13 protein-coding genes are annotated in these 16208 nt (G+C 40.8%); 4 read left to right on the forward strand and 9 right to left on the reverse strand.

Annotated features, from left to right (window positions below):
• Positions 1-241: 241 nt before the first annotated feature.
• The 3 genes from H6G68_RS20485 to H6G68_RS20495 form a co-directional block, all read right to left on the reverse strand.
• A complete protein-coding gene (locus tag H6G68_RS20485; RefSeq protein WP_190908293.1) occupies positions 242-2347 on the reverse strand; it encodes a PAS domain-containing hybrid sensor histidine kinase/response regulator in 2106 nt (701 codons plus the stop codon).
• A 253-nt stretch (positions 2348-2600) separates the two neighbouring features.
• Complete coding sequence (locus H6G68_RS20490; RefSeq protein ID WP_190908294.1) at positions 2601-4496, reverse strand: CheR family methyltransferase; 1896 nt, start codon at positions 4494-4496, stop codon at positions 2601-2603.
• A 362-nt stretch (positions 4497-4858) separates the two neighbouring features.
• A complete protein-coding gene (locus H6G68_RS20495; protein ID WP_190908295.1) occupies positions 4859-5482 on the reverse strand; it encodes a chemotaxis protein CheB in 624 nt (207 codons plus the stop codon).
• Between the two features lie 334 nt (positions 5483-5816).
• Here H6G68_RS20495 and H6G68_RS20500 point away from each other — a divergent pair, with 334 nt between their 5' ends.
• Entirely contained in the window at positions 5817-6881 is a 1065-nt protein-coding gene (locus H6G68_RS20500) for a D-alanine--D-alanine ligase family protein (protein WP_190908296.1), read from the forward strand.
• 291 nt (positions 6882-7172) lie between these two features.
• On the opposite strand, the gene H6G68_RS20505 is transcribed toward H6G68_RS20500, so the two are convergent.
• From H6G68_RS20505 to hemC, 3 genes are all read right to left on the reverse strand, one after another.
• Positions 7173-7979: an SAM-dependent methyltransferase gene (locus tag H6G68_RS20505; protein WP_190908297.1), complete on the reverse strand. Its 807-nt coding sequence runs from the start codon at positions 7977-7979 to the stop codon at positions 7173-7175.
• A 474-nt stretch (positions 7980-8453) separates the two neighbouring features.
• Positions 8454-9866 carry a glycogen synthase GlgA gene (glgA, locus tag H6G68_RS20510; RefSeq protein WP_190908298.1) on the reverse strand — a complete coding sequence of 471 codons (1413 nt, stop codon included), beginning with the start codon at positions 9864-9866 and terminating at the stop codon, positions 8454-8456.
• Between the two features lie 114 nt (positions 9867-9980).
• Positions 9981-10949 carry a hydroxymethylbilane synthase gene (gene hemC, locus H6G68_RS20515; RefSeq protein WP_190908299.1) on the reverse strand — a complete coding sequence of 323 codons (969 nt, stop codon included), beginning with the start codon at positions 10947-10949 and terminating at the stop codon, positions 9981-9983.
• Positions 10950-11311: 362 nt separating this feature from the next.
• Between hemC and H6G68_RS20520 the strand changes: the two genes are divergently transcribed.
• From H6G68_RS20520 to H6G68_RS20530, 3 genes are all read left to right on the forward strand, one after another.
• Positions 11312-12058: a DsbA family protein gene (locus tag H6G68_RS20520; protein ID WP_190908300.1), complete on the forward strand. Its 747-nt coding sequence runs from the start codon at positions 11312-11314 to the stop codon at positions 12056-12058.
• A gap of 279 nt (positions 12059-12337) precedes the next feature.
• Positions 12338-13039, forward strand: coding sequence for a CAP domain-containing protein (locus H6G68_RS20525; protein WP_190908301.1), 702 nt, complete (start codon positions 12338-12340; stop codon positions 13037-13039).
• Between the two features lie 19 nt (positions 13040-13058).
• Complete coding sequence (locus tag H6G68_RS20530; protein WP_190908302.1) at positions 13059-13904, forward strand: alpha/beta fold hydrolase; 846 nt, start codon at positions 13059-13061, stop codon at positions 13902-13904.
• Between the two features lie 86 nt (positions 13905-13990).
• Here H6G68_RS20530 and H6G68_RS20535 read toward each other — a convergent pair whose 3' ends face one another.
• The 3 genes from H6G68_RS20535 to H6G68_RS20545 all read right to left on the reverse strand — a co-directional run bounded on the left by H6G68_RS20535 (position 13991) and on the right by H6G68_RS20545 (position 15951).
• The gene (locus tag H6G68_RS20535; RefSeq protein ID WP_127054823.1) at positions 13991-14293 is read right to left on the reverse strand and encodes a DUF1816 domain-containing protein; all 303 of its coding nucleotides are present in this window, start codon (positions 14291-14293) and stop codon (positions 13991-13993) included.
• A gap of 88 nt (positions 14294-14381) precedes the next feature.
• On the reverse strand, positions 14382-15365 hold the full coding sequence (rlmB, locus tag H6G68_RS20540) for a 23S rRNA (guanosine(2251)-2'-O)-methyltransferase RlmB (RefSeq protein WP_190908303.1): 984 nt from the start codon (positions 15363-15365) through the stop codon (positions 14382-14384).
• A gap of 106 nt (positions 15366-15471) precedes the next feature.
• On the reverse strand, positions 15472-15951 hold the full coding sequence (locus tag H6G68_RS20545) for a ribonuclease III domain-containing protein (RefSeq protein ID WP_190908304.1): 480 nt from the start codon (positions 15949-15951) through the stop codon (positions 15472-15474).
• Positions 15952-16208: the final 257 nt, after the last annotated feature.

Raw genomic sequence — 16208 nt, forward strand, 5'->3', positions numbered from 1 at the left:
TTTTCATGGCGACATCAAATGCCATTTTGTATACTTCTAGGTCTTCATGACTTTTGATTGGTTCTTTTTCCATTCCCCCTGCTCCCTGCTCCCTGCTCCCTGCTCCCTGCTCCCTGCTCCCCTGCTATCTTTGATGATGATCTCACAAAATCGCGTTGCTCCCCTTGGGACTTGGGATATACGTTCGAGGCTATTTTATCGGTTTTTTTGCCTAAGTCCCACCATAAGCAATGCCTACTCCCTAGTCCCTGATGCCGATCACATAAGATAAAGCAGTCAATAAATCTGTAGTTGTGTAGGGCTTCAACAGAAATTTTTTGGCACCTTCCGCGATCGCCTTTTGCTCATTAGCACTTAAGCCACTGCTGGCAATAATCTTGACTTTGGGGTTGAGAGTTAGCAAGATACGGATAGCTGTAAATCCATCCATGTTGGGCATGAGCATATCTAGCAAAATGGCGCTAATTTTTTGCTTATGTTCAGCATAAAGAGTAATCGCCTCAATGCCATCATTAGCCACAAGGGTTTTGTAGTTATAATCTTCTAAAATTTCCTGAGTGGTTTGTTTGACTACGTCTTCACCATCAACAATCAGAATCAACTCCCCATTACCTTGAGCTAACTCCTGATCTATCGTCACATCGCTTACTGTTCCTTCTATTGTTGGTAAGAACACCTGAAATTTTGTCCCTTTACCTATCTGACTCGATACTTGCACAAAGCCGTCGTGATTCTTGATAATACCTAAAACCGTTGACAGCCCTAGTCCTGTACCTATGCCAATTTCTTTAGTTGTAAAAAAGGGATCAAATATCCGCTCTAAAAATTCTGGAGGAATTCCCGTTCCTGTATCTGAGATGGTAACAACGATGTAGCCTCCTGTTTTGGCCTCAAGGTGCATTTGGGCAAAGATTTTGTCAATTATCCGGTTTTCGGCAGTGATGGTGAGAGTACCACCATTGGGCATAGCGTCACGGGCATTGACTACCAAATTCATAAATACCTGATCTAGTTGGGTGGGATTGGCTTGCACCATCCACAAAGTGTTTATAGGAATATTAATACGCAATTCAATGGATTTAGGAAATGTCTGGCTGATGACTTTCAGCAATTCTGTGAGCAAATATCCAGGGTTCAAAAGGATGCGTTTTCCTGCTGTACCCTGGGCAAAGGTGAGAATTTGTTTAACTAAGCCAGCACCACGCTCCGCGCAGGTTTCTATAGTTTTGAAAAGTTCTTGATTCCGTCTATCAGTATTTTTGAATATTGAAGGTAAAAGTTGGGCAATCATCAAAATGGGAGCAAAGACGTTGTTGAGGTCGTGAGCAATGCCACTAGCTAGAGTTCCTATACTCTCCAACCTTTGAGAGCGGTAAAATTGTTGCTCTATTTGTTTTTTCTCGGTGATGTCGGTGTTGACTGCGAGAATGGATTGGGGTTTTCCAGATTCATCGCGTACTAATGTCAAACGACTAGCAACGATAATTTCTCTACCAGTTTTGGTGATTTGCTCTAACTCACCTTGCCAAGAACCTTGTTCGATAGTAGCCTTTAGACCTGCTTCCAGTGGCAATAATGATTCTTTGTAGAAAAGTTCATGAGTTTTTTTAGTTAAGCTTTCTTCGGTCGTCCAACCATATAAGCGTTCAGCCCCTTGGCTCCAGAATAAAATCTGGTTTTCCAAATCGTGGACAAAAATGGCATCAGTAGCAACATCAATTAAAGCCGCTTGTTCACGGATTTTCCGTTCCACTTGTTTGCGATCGCTAATATCTCGCAACAGCCAGCGTAAACCAGTTACTTTGCCTGTGCGATCGCGTTCAATAACTGCCGTCACTTCAGCCGGAAAGTCTGTGCTATCTTCATTGTGAAATATGTGTAACTCGGTGATGCGGATTTGACCTTCCTGTTGCAACTGCAACATTAACTTGCGAAAGTTTTGCCGTTCCTCTGCATGCACAAACACAGTCAGTGGTTTGCCAATTAGATAAGAATGACGGACATTGAGTAACTGCGCGGCAATATAGTTCGCTTCTTGGATTACACCCTCTACATCCGTAACTAAATAACCATCAGGAGCAAAGTTGAATAAATCTAGGTATCGTTGGCGTTCAGCATCTACTTGCTGACGGGTAGCGATTAATTCCTCATTTTGCTGTTGTAGCTCTTCTACTAAGACGTTTAATTCTTCTAAAGAAATAGAAATTTCCGCGATCGCTTCACTTAATAGAACGGCATGAGAATCTTGCGATCTACGTTGCTCCTCTGGTTGATTGGCACGTTTTAACAAGTTATCTAGTCTTGTTTGGGCAATCGCCATCAGTTGTTCTAGATTGTGTTGTGTCATGGTCAAAATGCATCTATGGTTTAAGTAGATTGGCACAAAAAAACCAACCTATGTAAAGAAAGATTAACTAAGCTAAAATCCTCTTTCCCCCTGCCCTCTGCTCCCTGCTCCCTGCTCCCTGCTCCCTGCTCCCTGCTCCCTGCTCCCTGCTCCCTGCTCCCTGCTCCCTGCTCCCTGCCCCCTGCCCCCTGCTCCCTGCCCCCTGCTCCCTGCCCTACCCCCTGCCTTATCCTAAGATAAATACGCCGACCTACTAATTCTGCTGCCTTCGTTCTTCAATATCTTCGCTAGACATCATACTGTTAACGGCTTCTACATCTGCGATCATCAAAACTGCTCCTTTCATATCTGTACCCAACATAGGAGTAATAGAAACGTAACATCTGATTTGTCTACCGCGACGGTTGAGCGCATTTAAAACCATTTCTTGAAATCCTTGTTTGTTGGAGAGAGTATCAAGAATGAGAGAGCGCAATTGCTCGATTGGTAAACCAATATCGAGGCTAAACAAGGAATTACCCAATACTTCATCGGTTCGCAACCCCCACATATCTTCAAGAAAATGATTCCAAACCAAAATAGTGAAATTTTGATCGATAACTAATATGCCTGTTTGTAGACTTCTGAGGATGCTGACTAAAACAACATTCGTTTGGTTTAGTTCTCTAGTCTTCTGGTTTAATGCATCATTAATGGACTGTAATTCTTCGTTAGTAGAATTGACTTCTTCGTTCATTGTCTCCAATTCTTCATTAGTAGACTGGAGTTCTTCGTTGGTTGTCTCTAATTCTTCATTAGTAGATTGGAGTTCTTCGTTGGTTGTCTCTAATTCTTCATTAGTAGACTGGAGTTCTTCGTTGGTTGTCTCTTGTTCTTGTTTAGAACGTTGTAACTCTTCTTGAAGGTGAATATAACTAGTAACATCCTGAAAGGTTATACTCACACCTGAAATTATATCATCAGTATCTAATAAAGGTTTAACTTGCACATCTAGAGATTGAATTTCAGTATTAGACAAATATCTCGTTACATTAGGTATGAATACGGAACGGCGCTCGTTATAAACCTGTTCAATCAGCGATCGCAATTCTAGGGGACGGTAAGATATTTCCAAATCTTGAAAGGGGCAATTTAAATCTTTATTTGAGAGATTGAATAAAATCTTGGACTGTTCGTTGATCATCACTAATCTATTATCAGTATCAACGACTATTTGGGCGATGGGTGTGGCATCAAAAGCTAAATCCCGCAGACGTACTTGCTTAGATAAAAAATAGCTCGATTCCTCTTGTCCCGAATTTGCCATAAATAAGAGGCGATCGCGGAGATTAGGTTGTGATGCTTTAGTAAATATACGGTTCTTTAAGTCTAAAGGTGTAAACAGATTAGGATACATCAACAACATTTCCGCTTTACCCAAAAACAGATAACCTGTGTCTTTCAAGGCAAAATGAAACCCTCTCAGAATCCGCCCCTGAGTTTCCGAATTAAAATACATCAATGTGTTGCGACAAACCAACAAGTCTAAGCGAGAAATTGGGGCATCTTGCAGCAAGTCATGACGACCAAAAATTACAGTATGGCGTAAATCTTGCTGAAAGACATAACGATTATTGATGACTTCAAAATATTTTTTCTGTAGGTGCTGTGGTACCAGATAGATATCTTTAGCTGAATATGTAGCTTGCCGCCCTTGGTTGAGAGCTTCTTCATCTACATCAGTAGCATAGATTTTGACTCGATGGCGAAATTCCTCAGCCCCCAACATTTCCGTCATCAGCATGGCGAGGGTGTAAGCTTCTTCACCAGAAGCACAACCTGCACTCCAAATTCTGATTTTGTCAGTTTTGTTCTTGCCTTGGATGATATTAGGTAAAACTTTCCCAACTATGGCTTCCCAAGCTAAGGGATCGCGAAAAAAACTGGTAACATTAATTAAGATAATATTAAACAAATAATTGAATTCTTCTGGATGTACTTCTAAATAGTCTAAGTAACTTCCAAAGTCTTCTAAATTCAATGATTGCATTCGCTTGCGTACACGCCGCATCAAAGTCGAATACTTGTAACCTGTGAAATCAAAGCCCCGATTTTGCCGCAAATATATAAGTAGATTTTCAAATTCAGGATCTTTTTCTATATAATTCATAAAAACATCCGCAGTCAATCCATCAGTACATAAATCATTACAGCAGAATTCAGGAGTCAGGAGTCAGGAGTCAGGAGTCAGGAGTAAAACTGGCTTGGTGTATAGGTTTCAATTTTGATTCTGTACCGTTCGGCTGACGCTCACGGCGAAGCCTCATCGATCTGCAATCTGCTGTAAGTAAGTGAGCGTTAAAAATTGTCGTGATGATAAGGGAACTTTTAACAGGTAACGGGGAACTCCAGAAGAGGTTTTGGGATATTTTACTTTTCGTTACATACAGGGTTTTTTTCTGTTCACCTACTTACCAATCAGGGGATAAATTTGATTGTGGTAGATTCATCCTCTTAGGTTATTTTTTTTATTTAAACACCATCCATAACCAAACTCACCAGGGCTGGTGATATTTCATTTAAAGGCAAAATAAAATCTACATTACCGCTTTTAATGGCCGAGTCTGGCATTCCAAAAAATTCAGCCGTGTTTTCATCTTGAGCAATGACAGTACCCCCCATTTTTTTCACTGCTTGTACTCCCATGGTTCCATCATTACCAGTACCAGTCAAGACAACAGCAATCGCACGGTTTTTGTAACTATCTGCAACTGATTCAAATAATACATCAGCCGAGGGACGCAAGAAGTGTACCAATTCTGACTGCGATAAAGAAAGTGTGCCGTCACAGTTAACTAGCAGGTGTCGGTCGGGAGGAGCAAGATAAACTGTTTTTGGGGTAAGCTGATCTCCTTCTTCTGCTTGCTTGACTTGCAACTCGGTACGTCGATCCAGAATATCAGCCATGAGTGAAGGATGACGGGGAGCTAGATGTTGCACAATAGCGATCGCGGCTGTAAAATCTGCGGGTAATGTCGATAGTACGGCACTCAAAGCATTTAACCCACCTGCTGATGCTGCCATGGCCACGATATCAAAGGCGGCGTTATTAAAGTGGGGTAGATTATTCGTGGCATTGTCTGCCATTTTTTCCATCTTCTTTAAAGATTACTGCCAACTATAGGAATCATATTTGATATTTGAAAATTTTTAAGCCCACCAAAACCTATCTACGCTGGGCAATGCCCACCCTACGTATATTTTAAAAATCAAATATTAATTCTATATATAGCCATCCTAAATCATTTATGAGAAAAAATCATAGTCATAAAGTTTAGGAAAGTCAAAAATTTGACCATGAATTGATAGCTCAAATAAAGCCTTGACTTTAAACTAGCCTGTGTTGTCACCCAGCTTAAAGAAGCATTTATCTAAGAAGTTGGAGATCTTGTGGTACGCTATCTGCTTTAGAAGTATCGAGGAACAGAAGATGACTAAGCTGCGGGTAGGCTTGCTGTTTGGTGGACGTTCTGGAGAACATGAAGTTTCAATAATTTCAGCACGAGCGATCGCTAAAGCCTTAAGTGCAGAAGAAAATAGCAATAAGTATGAAATTCTGCCTTTCTACATTCAAAAAGATGGCTTTTGGCAAGCTGGGGAAGTTGCACAGCAAGTGTTAGCATCTGGTGTGGCTATGGAAAATCCCGCCGTTACACCTAATTTATGGCAATTTCCACCGCAAACCGCAGAAATTGATCTGTGGTTTCCCATTCTCCACGGGCCGAACGGAGAAGATGGTACAATTCAAGGCTTACTCACTTTAATGCAAGTCCCTTTTGTGGGTTCTGGGGTGTTAGGTTCGGCTACGGGAATGGATAAAATCGGCATGAAAACCGCTTTTGCCCAAGCGGGGCTACCACAAGTAAAATATAAGGCCATCACTAGGGAGCAAGTTTGGTCAAATTCTTGTGTGTTTCCCAAACTCTGTGATGAAATTGAAGCAACATTGGACTATCCCTGTTTTGTCAAACCTGCTAATCTGGGTTCATCGGTGGGAATTACCAAAGTGCGATCGCGCCGAGAATTAGAAGCAGCCTTAGATAATGCCGCCACTTATGATAGACGGATTATAGTAGAAGCGGGAGTTGTGGCCAGAGAAGTAGAATGCGCTGTTTTAGGGAACGATAACCCCAAAGCTTCTGTGATTGGCGAAATTACTTTTGATAGTGATTTTTACGATTACGAAACTAAATATACCGAAGGTAAAGCCGATTTATTCATTCCTGCAAATCTTCCAGAAGCAATTGTTCAGAAAATTCAGGAAATGGCATTACAAGCCTTTGCAGCCGTTGACGCTGCTGGTTTAGCGAGAGTAGATTTTTTCTATGTCGAAGCTACCGGAGAAATCTTAATTAACGAAATTAATACCTTACCAGGGTTTACAGCCACAAGTATGTATCCTCAACTTTGGGCTAATACTGGTGTTCCCTTTCCTCAACTCGTAGATCAATTAATTCAATTAGCGATTGAAAGACATTCTGCTGCCAAAATATAGTAAGTAGATCGGCGTAAATAATAATCGTTGGGATACATTCCCGATATCATGAGGTACATCATAGCCCCCTCATCGCTTGCGGGGAGGGGGTTGGGGGTGGGGTTCTTGTACCTCATGAGACTGGGAAGTGCTGTATAAGATAGACCTAACCCCCCCCAGAGTCTGGAAACCCGAAAGAGTGGCGTGGTTTCCTAAGCACCTTGGTGATTGCTATAACTGTTATACACTGAGCTTAAATAATTTAAAATTCAAAATTCAAGGCATTTACCGTGGGTGTTTAAATCGTCATTATTAATCTTCTTTGACAGCTAGGACAAAAAAGATATGTGGTGCATCAGGAACATTACGGGCGGGAAATTGATAAGTATATCTCCCAAAAGAAGCCCGCTCTTCCCCTGGTTGAATGACTGATGCGTTCCAATCATAGGCAGCAAAAAAAGATTCAGGCTCATCACAACTGAATTGCCAATATTTAGCCCATTCATCTGCACCATTGCAAATAACTGTGTTGATGACATCAGCACCAAAATAACTTCCTTTTACAGATAAATTTTGGATGTTTATGAGGACATTTTCGACTGCTATCGGGTCTAGATAATAGAGAAATCCTTCTAATAGCCAGATAGCGGGTTCTGAAGTTTGAAAGCCTTCTTTTAGAAGTAATTGAGACCAAAAAGATTCTTTTAAATCAGCACAAATTGAATGGCGAGTACAGTTAGGAATAACTCCGTTTAAAACCGATTCTTTATAAAGTAATACATCCGGTTGATCGATTTCATAAATATGAGTTCCAGGTTGCCAATTCAGGCGAAAAGCTCTTGTATCCATTCCTGAACCCAAAAAAACGATTTGCCGAATATTATCAGAGTATTTATTGAGAAAATCATCGAAAAAGCGTGTCCGAACCAATGTATATGGTCTTCCTAGTTTTTCATCTTCTTCTAAGCGGAGAATGGCTACTTCCATAGCTTCTTGACCTGCTAACTGTGCTGCTAAGGGGTCGGCAAACAAAGCATCAGGTCTTTGAGTTTCGATCGCACGACTAGCGGCCATAACTTTGGCAGTAAAACTCACGCCAGTTTCTGTTGATTCAGACATTTTGTTGCTAATAATGGTTAATTTACTTAGGGATTTTACTGTATTTGTGGCGAACTAGTGTGATTTTGTTAATTTATCAAATATCGATTTAATACCATTTCTTTATGAGGCTCTTATTTTGGCGAAGGTATTAACTGTTGAACCAATTTTATGTGAAGCTGCACAGCATCATGAAATCTATTAGACATCTCCGGAAATTAAATATGTGTGACCTAAAACCCTTGTAGAGACGTTCTATGGAACGTCTCTACAATATTTACCGGAGATGTCTATTGATTTATCTGCGTATTTTTCAAGAAATCACCCTAGGGATGTCTATATCTGCGGTCAATTAGTCTTGATCCCTTATTCTATGCAGCTTCATCTTAATTGGGTATAGCAACCGCCAAGGTTGTTAGGAAATTAACTGACGATAAAACTTAGACACCAACAGACTTTTAACTCTGTCACCTGTCACCTGTCACCTGTCACCTGCTATACAGCCTCGGTTAATATTGACTCTGGTTCCGCTTCTGGCAAACCGTAGATTGATTTGTACAGCTTATCGTATTGCTTGGCAGAACGATACCAACTGAAATCCTGGTTCATGCCGCGTTTTTGTAATTCTTGCCATTGCGGTTTGAAACGGAAACCTTCCCAAGCGCGAATCATGCAGGTAAAAAGGTCTAGGGGTTCATAACGGTCAAAGCAATAACCAGTACCTGCCTCATTTACTGGGTCGTAATGCGATACAGTGTCCACTAATCCACCTGTACGACGGACAATTGGTACAGAACCATAACGCAAAGCCATCATTTGACTGATACCGCAAGGTTCAAAACGGCTAGGCATTAAGAAGGCATCAGTACCAGCGTAAATGCGACGAGAAAGGGCATCGTTATATAGCAGATAAGTTGCCATGCGTCCAGGGTAGCGAGATGCAAGTTGCCACATTTGGGTTTCATAATAGCGATCGCCTGTTCCCAACAAGACAAATTGAGCATCTGTATAAGCCATAAAGCGGTCTAAAATTTGTAAAACCAAATCCAGACCTTTTTGTTCTACCAACCTACTTACCATGCCAATCAAGAAGGCACCAGAGTTAACTTCTAAGCCCATTTCTTCTTGCAAAGCAATTTTGTTAGCTTTGCGTTTGTCTAGGGTATCGGTGGTGAAAGTTTGGGTGATGTATTTATCATTTGCGGGGTTATAAACTTCAGTATCTATACCGTTGATAATCCCTGATAACTTACCACTGATAAAAGACAATAAACCTTCGATTTCTTCACCGTAAGCAGGTGTTTTAATTTGCTCTGCATAGGTCGGAGAAACTGTATTCACCTTGTTGGCAAACTGCACTGCTGCGGCCATGGTGTTGTGTCCTTGCATATACCAGGGACACCAAGTAATTTTCTCCAAATACCAACGCCACGGGCCTTGATATGCCAAGTTATGAATGGTAAAGACAGTGGTGATATCTGGAGATTGGTTCAACCATACTGGCAACATTCCTGTGTGCCAATCGTGACAATGGACAATTTCCGGTTTCCAGTAATTCCAGCAAAATTCCGCTGCACCATTGGAAAATAAGGTAAATCTCCAATCTTCATCTTCTCCACCATAAATCCGGCGGGGTAGAAATACTGGATGTCCAAATAAATACAAGGGAACATCAGTACCAGGTAGAACACTTTCGTAAACGGCGAACTCCTGGAACATTGCATAACCGCGCCATATCGGTTCTTTAGGAACCTCCATTTTGTCTGGGAGAAAGCCATAATAAGGCAAAAATATCCGTACATCATGACCTATTTCTCTTAAGAATTTGGGTAATGCACCTACAACATCACCCATTCCGCCAACTTTGGCAATGGGGGCAGCTTCTGCTGCAACAAATAAAATTTTCATGGTGATTGGTAATTCGATTTTGGATTTTGGATTTTGGATTTTGGATTGATTAACTCAAATCTCAAATCTCAAATTTTTGTTTTGTCTGTTACCTATTGTGTGTAACCTATCACCTTATGAGCCGCGTTGGATATCGGTAAAGATTTCCTCCAAAATTTCTGTAGCACCTTGTTGACGTAAAATACTAGCTAGTTCTGCTCCTAATTTTTCGGCATCGGCAGCTGCACCGCTAACAGTATCTTTAACGAGTCGTTGACCATCAACGCTGGCGACTAGACCTTTTAGTGTTAATTCATCACCATTAATTTCTGTATTTACACCAATGGGAACTTGGCAACCGCCTTCTAGAACTCGTAAAAATGATCTTTCAGCCAAACAGCGATCGCGTGTTTGTGGGTGTTCAATGGCTTTCAGTAAGGAAATTACTTCAGTATCATCAGCCCGGCATTCTATGCCCAAAGCCCCTTGTCCGACTGCATGGAGGGAGATTTCTGGGGGCAAAATTTGGTGAATGCGATCGCTCATTTCCAATCTTTCTAAACCAGCTACCGCTAAAATTAAAGCATCATACTCACCAGCATCCAGTTTTGCCATGCGTGTAATCAAGTTGCCCCGAACATCTTTAAATGTAAAATGAGGGAACTTATGGCGTAACTGTGCCAGTCTTCGCAGGGAAGAAGTACCAATCACCGCACCTGCTGGTAAAGTCTCGATTTGCTCACCTTTATGCTTTTCATGCAGCACCACCGCGTCTGCGGGGTTTTCCCGTTCCGTAATTGCTGCTAGTGTTAACCCTTCGGGTAAGTTAGTTGGTAGATCCTTGAGGGAATGAACAGCAAAATCAATCTCTTTATTGATCATGCCCAGTTCCAGTTCCTTGGTAAATAGTCCTTTATCGCCAATTTTGGCCAATGCTACATCCAAGATTTTGTCCCCTTGGGTAGACATAGTATGGACTTCAAAAGTAATGTCTGGAAAGCTTTTCTGGAGTTGCGCTTGTACCCAGTATGTTTGAACTAGAGCTAGTTGGCTTTTACGTGAACCAATACGAATAGTGCGTGCAGGACTAGAAACTGAAGTCATAAAACTATATGTCAAACCAGGCGATAAATTAGCATTTATCTAGACTACCGCAGGGAGTGACTTACTGGATTGGATGAGGCTAATTACAGAGCATTTTATTTGGGAGTTGCGTTACATTTATTTACAAGGTTTTTAAATTGACGCAATATTCAGTTAGATACAGATAGGAATCCTGTTTGATTACTGAATTTACTTGTGTAGGAAATAGGGAACAGGAGAGGTAGATATGTACTGAGTTTTATAAGCGCAAAGCGCAGGTCACTTTCACAAAAATCAAATACGAGTCCTAATATATCATCACTATGTTTTGTAACTCATTTTCAGCGATACTAAGATAGTATCAATTTTTCTAGTATTTTCTCATGTTTCAAATATTTCACACCCTGCGTATCTGGGCAATTTGTAGCTTACTATTTTTGAGTCTTAGCTGGTCACTTCCTGCTCAAGCTGATACCAATATAGAACCCCAACTAGAACAGCAAGTACTAAAAATTATCCGCCAACATCCAGAAATAATTATCGAATCTGTGCAAGCATATCAACAAGAACAGCAGCAGCAAGTACAGCAAGCAAGACAAGCATTTTTACAGGATTTCCAAACTAATACTCCAGCAGTAATAGGTGATTCTCCCACTACAGGTTCAACACAATCAAAAACTGTCCTAATCGAGTTTTCTGACTTTGAATGTCCATATTGTGCCGAAGCAAATAAAACTTTGAAAGATTTGTTGGCAAAGTATCCAAATAAATTTACTTTAGTTTATAAACATTTGCCACTGACTCAAATTCATGACCAAGCTTTACCAGCCGCAAAAGCAGCTTGGGCAGCATTTCAACAAGGTAAATTTTGGCAATATCATGATGCTTTATTTACTAACCAAAAGCAGCTAGGTGAAACTTTATATTTAGATATTGCTAACAATCTAAAATTGGATTTAGCAAAATTTAAAGCTGATCTAAATGTCGCCGATGAAGCAATTAAAAAAGACCTGCAAATGGCTTATAAATTGGGACTTGCTGGCACACCTTCCTTCATACTCAATAGTAATAATTTGGCTAGACCAATTCAACTATCAGAAATCGAGAAGATATTGACAAGTGAGAAGTAATACCAATTTAAGCTGAGGTTGCACAAAATCATATAATCCATGAATTCATCTGGTATTTATCTGCGTACTCTTCAACAAGCCACCCAAAGAGAGTCTATATCTGTAGTCCTGGTCGTGGAAATCTGATTATATGCAACTTCCAAAAGGTATAACATTTTGTCCTTTATAATAGTCACAATGCCCTCACTTTAGAAGAGTGGGGCTTTTCAGAACTTGGTGCAGGTGTTGGTTAATGTCTTAAGATAGAAATTTATCGAAATTAAATTGTGAGGTTATTAAATGCGTAAGTTGGGATTTTGGATATTTTTGCCGATTACTCTAGGAGCTAGTTTTTATCATCAACTACTGCAATCTAGACAATCAACAGCACAATTGACTCCAAATATAGTTAAGAATAATTCGACTTTGTTAGCGCAGAAAAGTTACTTGTCACCGTTAGAACAACAAGTGATTGATGAAACTAACAAAGTTAGAACTAATCCTCAGTCATACTTACCCATCTTAGAAAACTATAAAAAACGCTTTGAGGGTAATAAAGTCAAAATTTCTAATAATACCTATTTAATTACTCAGGAAGGGGTAAAACCAGTTAATGAAGCGATCGCATTTCTCAAATCAGTCCGCCCTGTAGGTACATTAAAAGCCTCTAAGGGAATGTCTTTAGCTGCTAAAGATCACGTCAAAGACCAAGGGGTAAAAGGTTATACAGGACATAATGGTAGTGATGGTAGTACTTCTGCTAGTCGCATTAATCGTTATGGTAAATGGCAAACCACCGCTGGGGAAAACATCAGCTATGGTATCAACAATGGACAAGATATCGTCATGCAATTAATTATTGATGATGGTGTACCCTCTCGCGGTCATCGAACCAACATTTTTAACCCGGCTTTTAAGGTGACTGGTGTCGCTTACGGTTCTCATAAATCCTATAGAAATATGTGTGTAATTACTTATGCAGGCGGCTATATCGAAAAATAAACAGGAGTAATGGCAAGTAATGAGCGATCGCTATAATACTAAATCTGTACCTCTGAATGTTTACATTCAAGGTCAAGGTTTTCCGATTCTGGGTTTACATGGTCATCCTGGAACTGGTCGCAATCTTTCTGTTTTTACCAATCATTTATCAAAACGCTTTCAAACATTTGCCCCAGATTTGCGAGGATACGGCAAAAGTCGCTGCTATAGCAAATTTGAAATGCATGACCATTTAGATGACTTAGAAGCTCTCCTAGACCGCTATCAAATTGAAAAATGTCTAGTATTGGGATGGTCACTTGGTGGTATTTTGGCGATGGAATTGGCACTCCGCTTACCACAGCGTGTCACTGGGCTAATTTTAGTAGCAACTTCAGCTAGACCTTGGGGTAATCATCCCCCTATTTCTTGGCAGGATAATGTCTATACCGCTATTGCGGGGTTATTAAATTATGTCAAACCTGGTTGGCAGTGGAATATTGAAACTTTTGGCAAGCGATCGCTCTTTCGTTATTTAATCCAACAACACACACCCACAGCCTACAGCTACATCGCCAAAGAAGCTATACAAGCCTATTTACAAACTTCTCCTCACGCTACCCGCGCCCTCTATAGCGCCATTAAAGCTGGCTATAACCGACTTCCAGACCTACGACATATCGAATGCCCCAGTTTGGTACTTGCTGGTTCCCAAGATCGTCACATTACAGCTGATTCTAGTTTAGAGACTGCACGACATCTTAAAAATTCTCAGTGGCAATGTTACCCCAACACAGCCCATCTTTTTCCCTGGGAAACTCCCCAAGAATTGCTATCTGATATTGATGGATGGTTAGAAGCACACCCGCAGGTAATTAAAGTTTAGACTTTGAATTTTGATTTGGATTTTGAATTGTTATTGTCATCGTTTCCAGAACCAGTCTGAGAACGATGACCGCCTAATGATTACTTTTAAATTTGACCGCTAAAGGCAGGCTTTACTTTACGGTCAATCCTTTCCCCCAAGTCTTCAGCAATAGTCAAAACATAAGGTTTGCACCGCTTGACATTCACCATAATGCCTTGAGCTTCTTCAATTTCCAAGTCTTCTACATAGCCTTTACTGGCGGTTATTGCCTCTACTGAGCTTAGAAATGGACCGAAATAGTATGTGCAACGAGGATTCTGGGTAACAATCTCTACCCACCAAGCTAATCCTAAACCGTTGGATATACTAATCAGCCCTTCTTTAAGGTTATGCCAAATTGTTTTCATGGTTTTCACCAGTTTATAAACGTATTACAGGGTGTTCAACAATATGTTGGATTTATTCTCTGTTACATTTCTTTATACTCTTTTCGGCCTATTTTTTCAAAGAAATTGTACGTAGTTTATCAAGATAGTGAGTATTTAACGAACGTTGGCGATAAATTTCATAAAGCGCCATACCTGCTGCCACAGATGCATTCAGGCTGGGAGTCTTACCCTGTAAAGGTATTGATACTAAAACATCGCAACCACGTTGTGTCAACATACTAAGACCTTCGCCTTCAGCACCTATTACCAAAACACTAGGGCCACTGAAAGTTACTGTGTGTAAAGGTTCACTACCTGCCGCAGCAGTTCCATAAATCCAAAACCCAGCTTCTTTGAGTTGTTCTAAAGCACGGCTGAGGTTGACGACTCTGGACACGGAAAAGTTTTCTAAAGCACCTGCTGCCACTTTAACCACCGTGGAAGTGATCCCCGAAGCTCTTCTTTGGGGAATAACTAATCCTTGAGCGCCTATGGCTTCGGCTGTACGAATAATTGCACCCAAGTTATGGGGGTCAGTGATCCCATCAGCGACAACAATTACAGGATCTGAGACAGATTTTGTCTGTTCAATTAAATCTTCTATTTCTACGTAGGCGTAAGGAGCTATTTGGGCTGCTATACCTTGGTGATTAGCCCCTTCAGTGATTTGGTCTAACCGCTTGGGATCAACTTCATCAATCACTGAGCCATTTTCTTTAGCTTGGAGGATCAAATGATGAAAACGATGGTCATAGCGAAGGCGAGTAGTAATCCAGATGCGGTTGAGATTACGTTGACTTTCCAACGCACTTAATACTGGATGACGACCGTAGATGAGATCATGATCTTTATCTTGATCTTCTGCGGGTTTGATGACTGGGGAGGGTAGGGAAAGGTGATGAGATATCCGTGGCTTACCAGAGACGGATTTGCTTTCTCCCTTGGCTTGATGGCGAATTGGGTTAGCAATAACGCGTTTACCCTTAATCTTCACGGGTTGTCCACGTTTGGGTTCACCAGCAGTATTGATTTTTCTTGGTTGATTTGTCATGGAAGTAATGGAAGTATTTGATGTGAACAAAAGGGTGAGCATCACGATGATCTCAATTTAATGAACTATGACGACAGATTTTCCTATCAGCAGATGTAGCTACTAACTATCTCTCTAGATGGAGTTTTTGTAATAGTTCTGTTAAACGTGGATGATCGGTGAGGTATAGGTAGCCAACTAAAGTTTCTAGACTAGTTGCTTGTTGATAAATTTCGGGATTAAGTCGCTTAGGACGGCTTGTAACAGCGTTGCGACCTCTACGGACAATTTCTAACTCGTTACTCCTCAAGTGAGGAATCAGCGATCGCAAATGTAGCGCTTGTGTTTCCGCTCTGACCTGCGCCACTACCGAACGATGGTAAAGTTCTGACCGCTGCTGTGGCCACAGGTAATACATTCTAACATAAAGTTCGTAAATTGCATCCCCCAAGTAAGCTAAAGCCGAAGGAGAAATCTGTTTAATTTGTGCCGGGGATATTTGCTGGGATAATTCTGCTGTTTTTACTAACAATTCTGTTATATCTGAAGAATCTTGTGTGGTAGATTCATCTTCTTGATTTAATCGCTGTTCCTCCTGTGAATTCACAAGTTAATCATTCCTTGACTGACTTTAGGTGGATTATTTTCGCCCACATTTTTTCTGTGGGAGTTATCAGTTGCCGATGTACTGAGAATATATAACACTAGTAAAAATTACTAAATCTTTGTTTATTCTTGGCGATTGGAATTTGACATCTAGAGGCATCTGGACACAAAAACCTTTCAACTTACTTCGCGGGGTTTACGCGTAACTCATCATTATTCAAACTTAGTATGCCAATTCTATAATTTTGCCAGGATAAC

Source organism: Anabaena catenula FACHB-362 (genome assembly GCF_014698735.1).
Classification (GTDB): Bacteria; Cyanobacteriota; Cyanobacteriia; order Cyanobacteriales; family Nostocaceae; genus Anabaena; species Anabaena variabilis_A.

Excerpts from the sequence above, each read along its gene's own strand:
- hemC (WP_190908299.1), bottom strand. The coding sequence starts at position 10,949 with ATGACTTCAGTTTCTAGTCCTGCACGCACTATTCGTATTGGTTCACGT.
- H6G68_RS20500 (WP_190908296.1), top strand. The coding sequence starts at position 5,817 with ATGACTAAGCTGCGGGTAGGCTTGCTGTTTGGTGGACGTTCTGGAGAA.
- H6G68_RS20495 (WP_190908295.1), bottom strand. The coding sequence starts at position 5,482 with ATGGAAAAAATGGCAGACAATGCCACGAATAATCTACCCCACTTTAAT.
- H6G68_RS20530 (WP_190908302.1), top strand. The coding sequence starts at position 13,059 with ATGAGCGATCGCTATAATACTAAATCTGTACCTCTGAATGTTTACATT.
- H6G68_RS20520 (WP_190908300.1), top strand. The coding sequence starts at position 11,312 with ATGTTTCAAATATTTCACACCCTGCGTATCTGGGCAATTTGTAGCTTA.
- H6G68_RS20490 (WP_190908294.1), bottom strand. The coding sequence starts at position 4,496 with ATGAATTATATAGAAAAAGATCCTGAATTTGAAAATCTACTTATATAT.
- H6G68_RS20485 (WP_190908293.1), bottom strand. The coding sequence starts at position 2,347 with ATGACACAACACAATCTAGAACAACTGATGGCGATTGCCCAAACAAGA.
- H6G68_RS20505 (WP_190908297.1), bottom strand. The coding sequence starts at position 7,979 with ATGTCTGAATCAACAGAAACTGGCGTGAGTTTTACTGCCAAAGTTATG.
- rlmB (WP_190908303.1), bottom strand. The coding sequence starts at position 15,365 with ATGACAAATCAACCAAGAAAAATCAATACTGCTGGTGAACCCAAACGT.
- glgA (WP_190908298.1), bottom strand. The coding sequence starts at position 9,866 with ATGAAAATTTTATTTGTTGCAGCAGAAGCTGCCCCCATTGCCAAAGTT.
- H6G68_RS20535 (WP_127054823.1), bottom strand. The coding sequence starts at position 14,293 with ATGAAAACAATTTGGCATAACCTTAAAGAAGGGCTGATTAGTATATCC.
- H6G68_RS20525 (WP_190908301.1), top strand. The coding sequence starts at position 12,338 with ATGCGTAAGTTGGGATTTTGGATATTTTTGCCGATTACTCTAGGAGCT.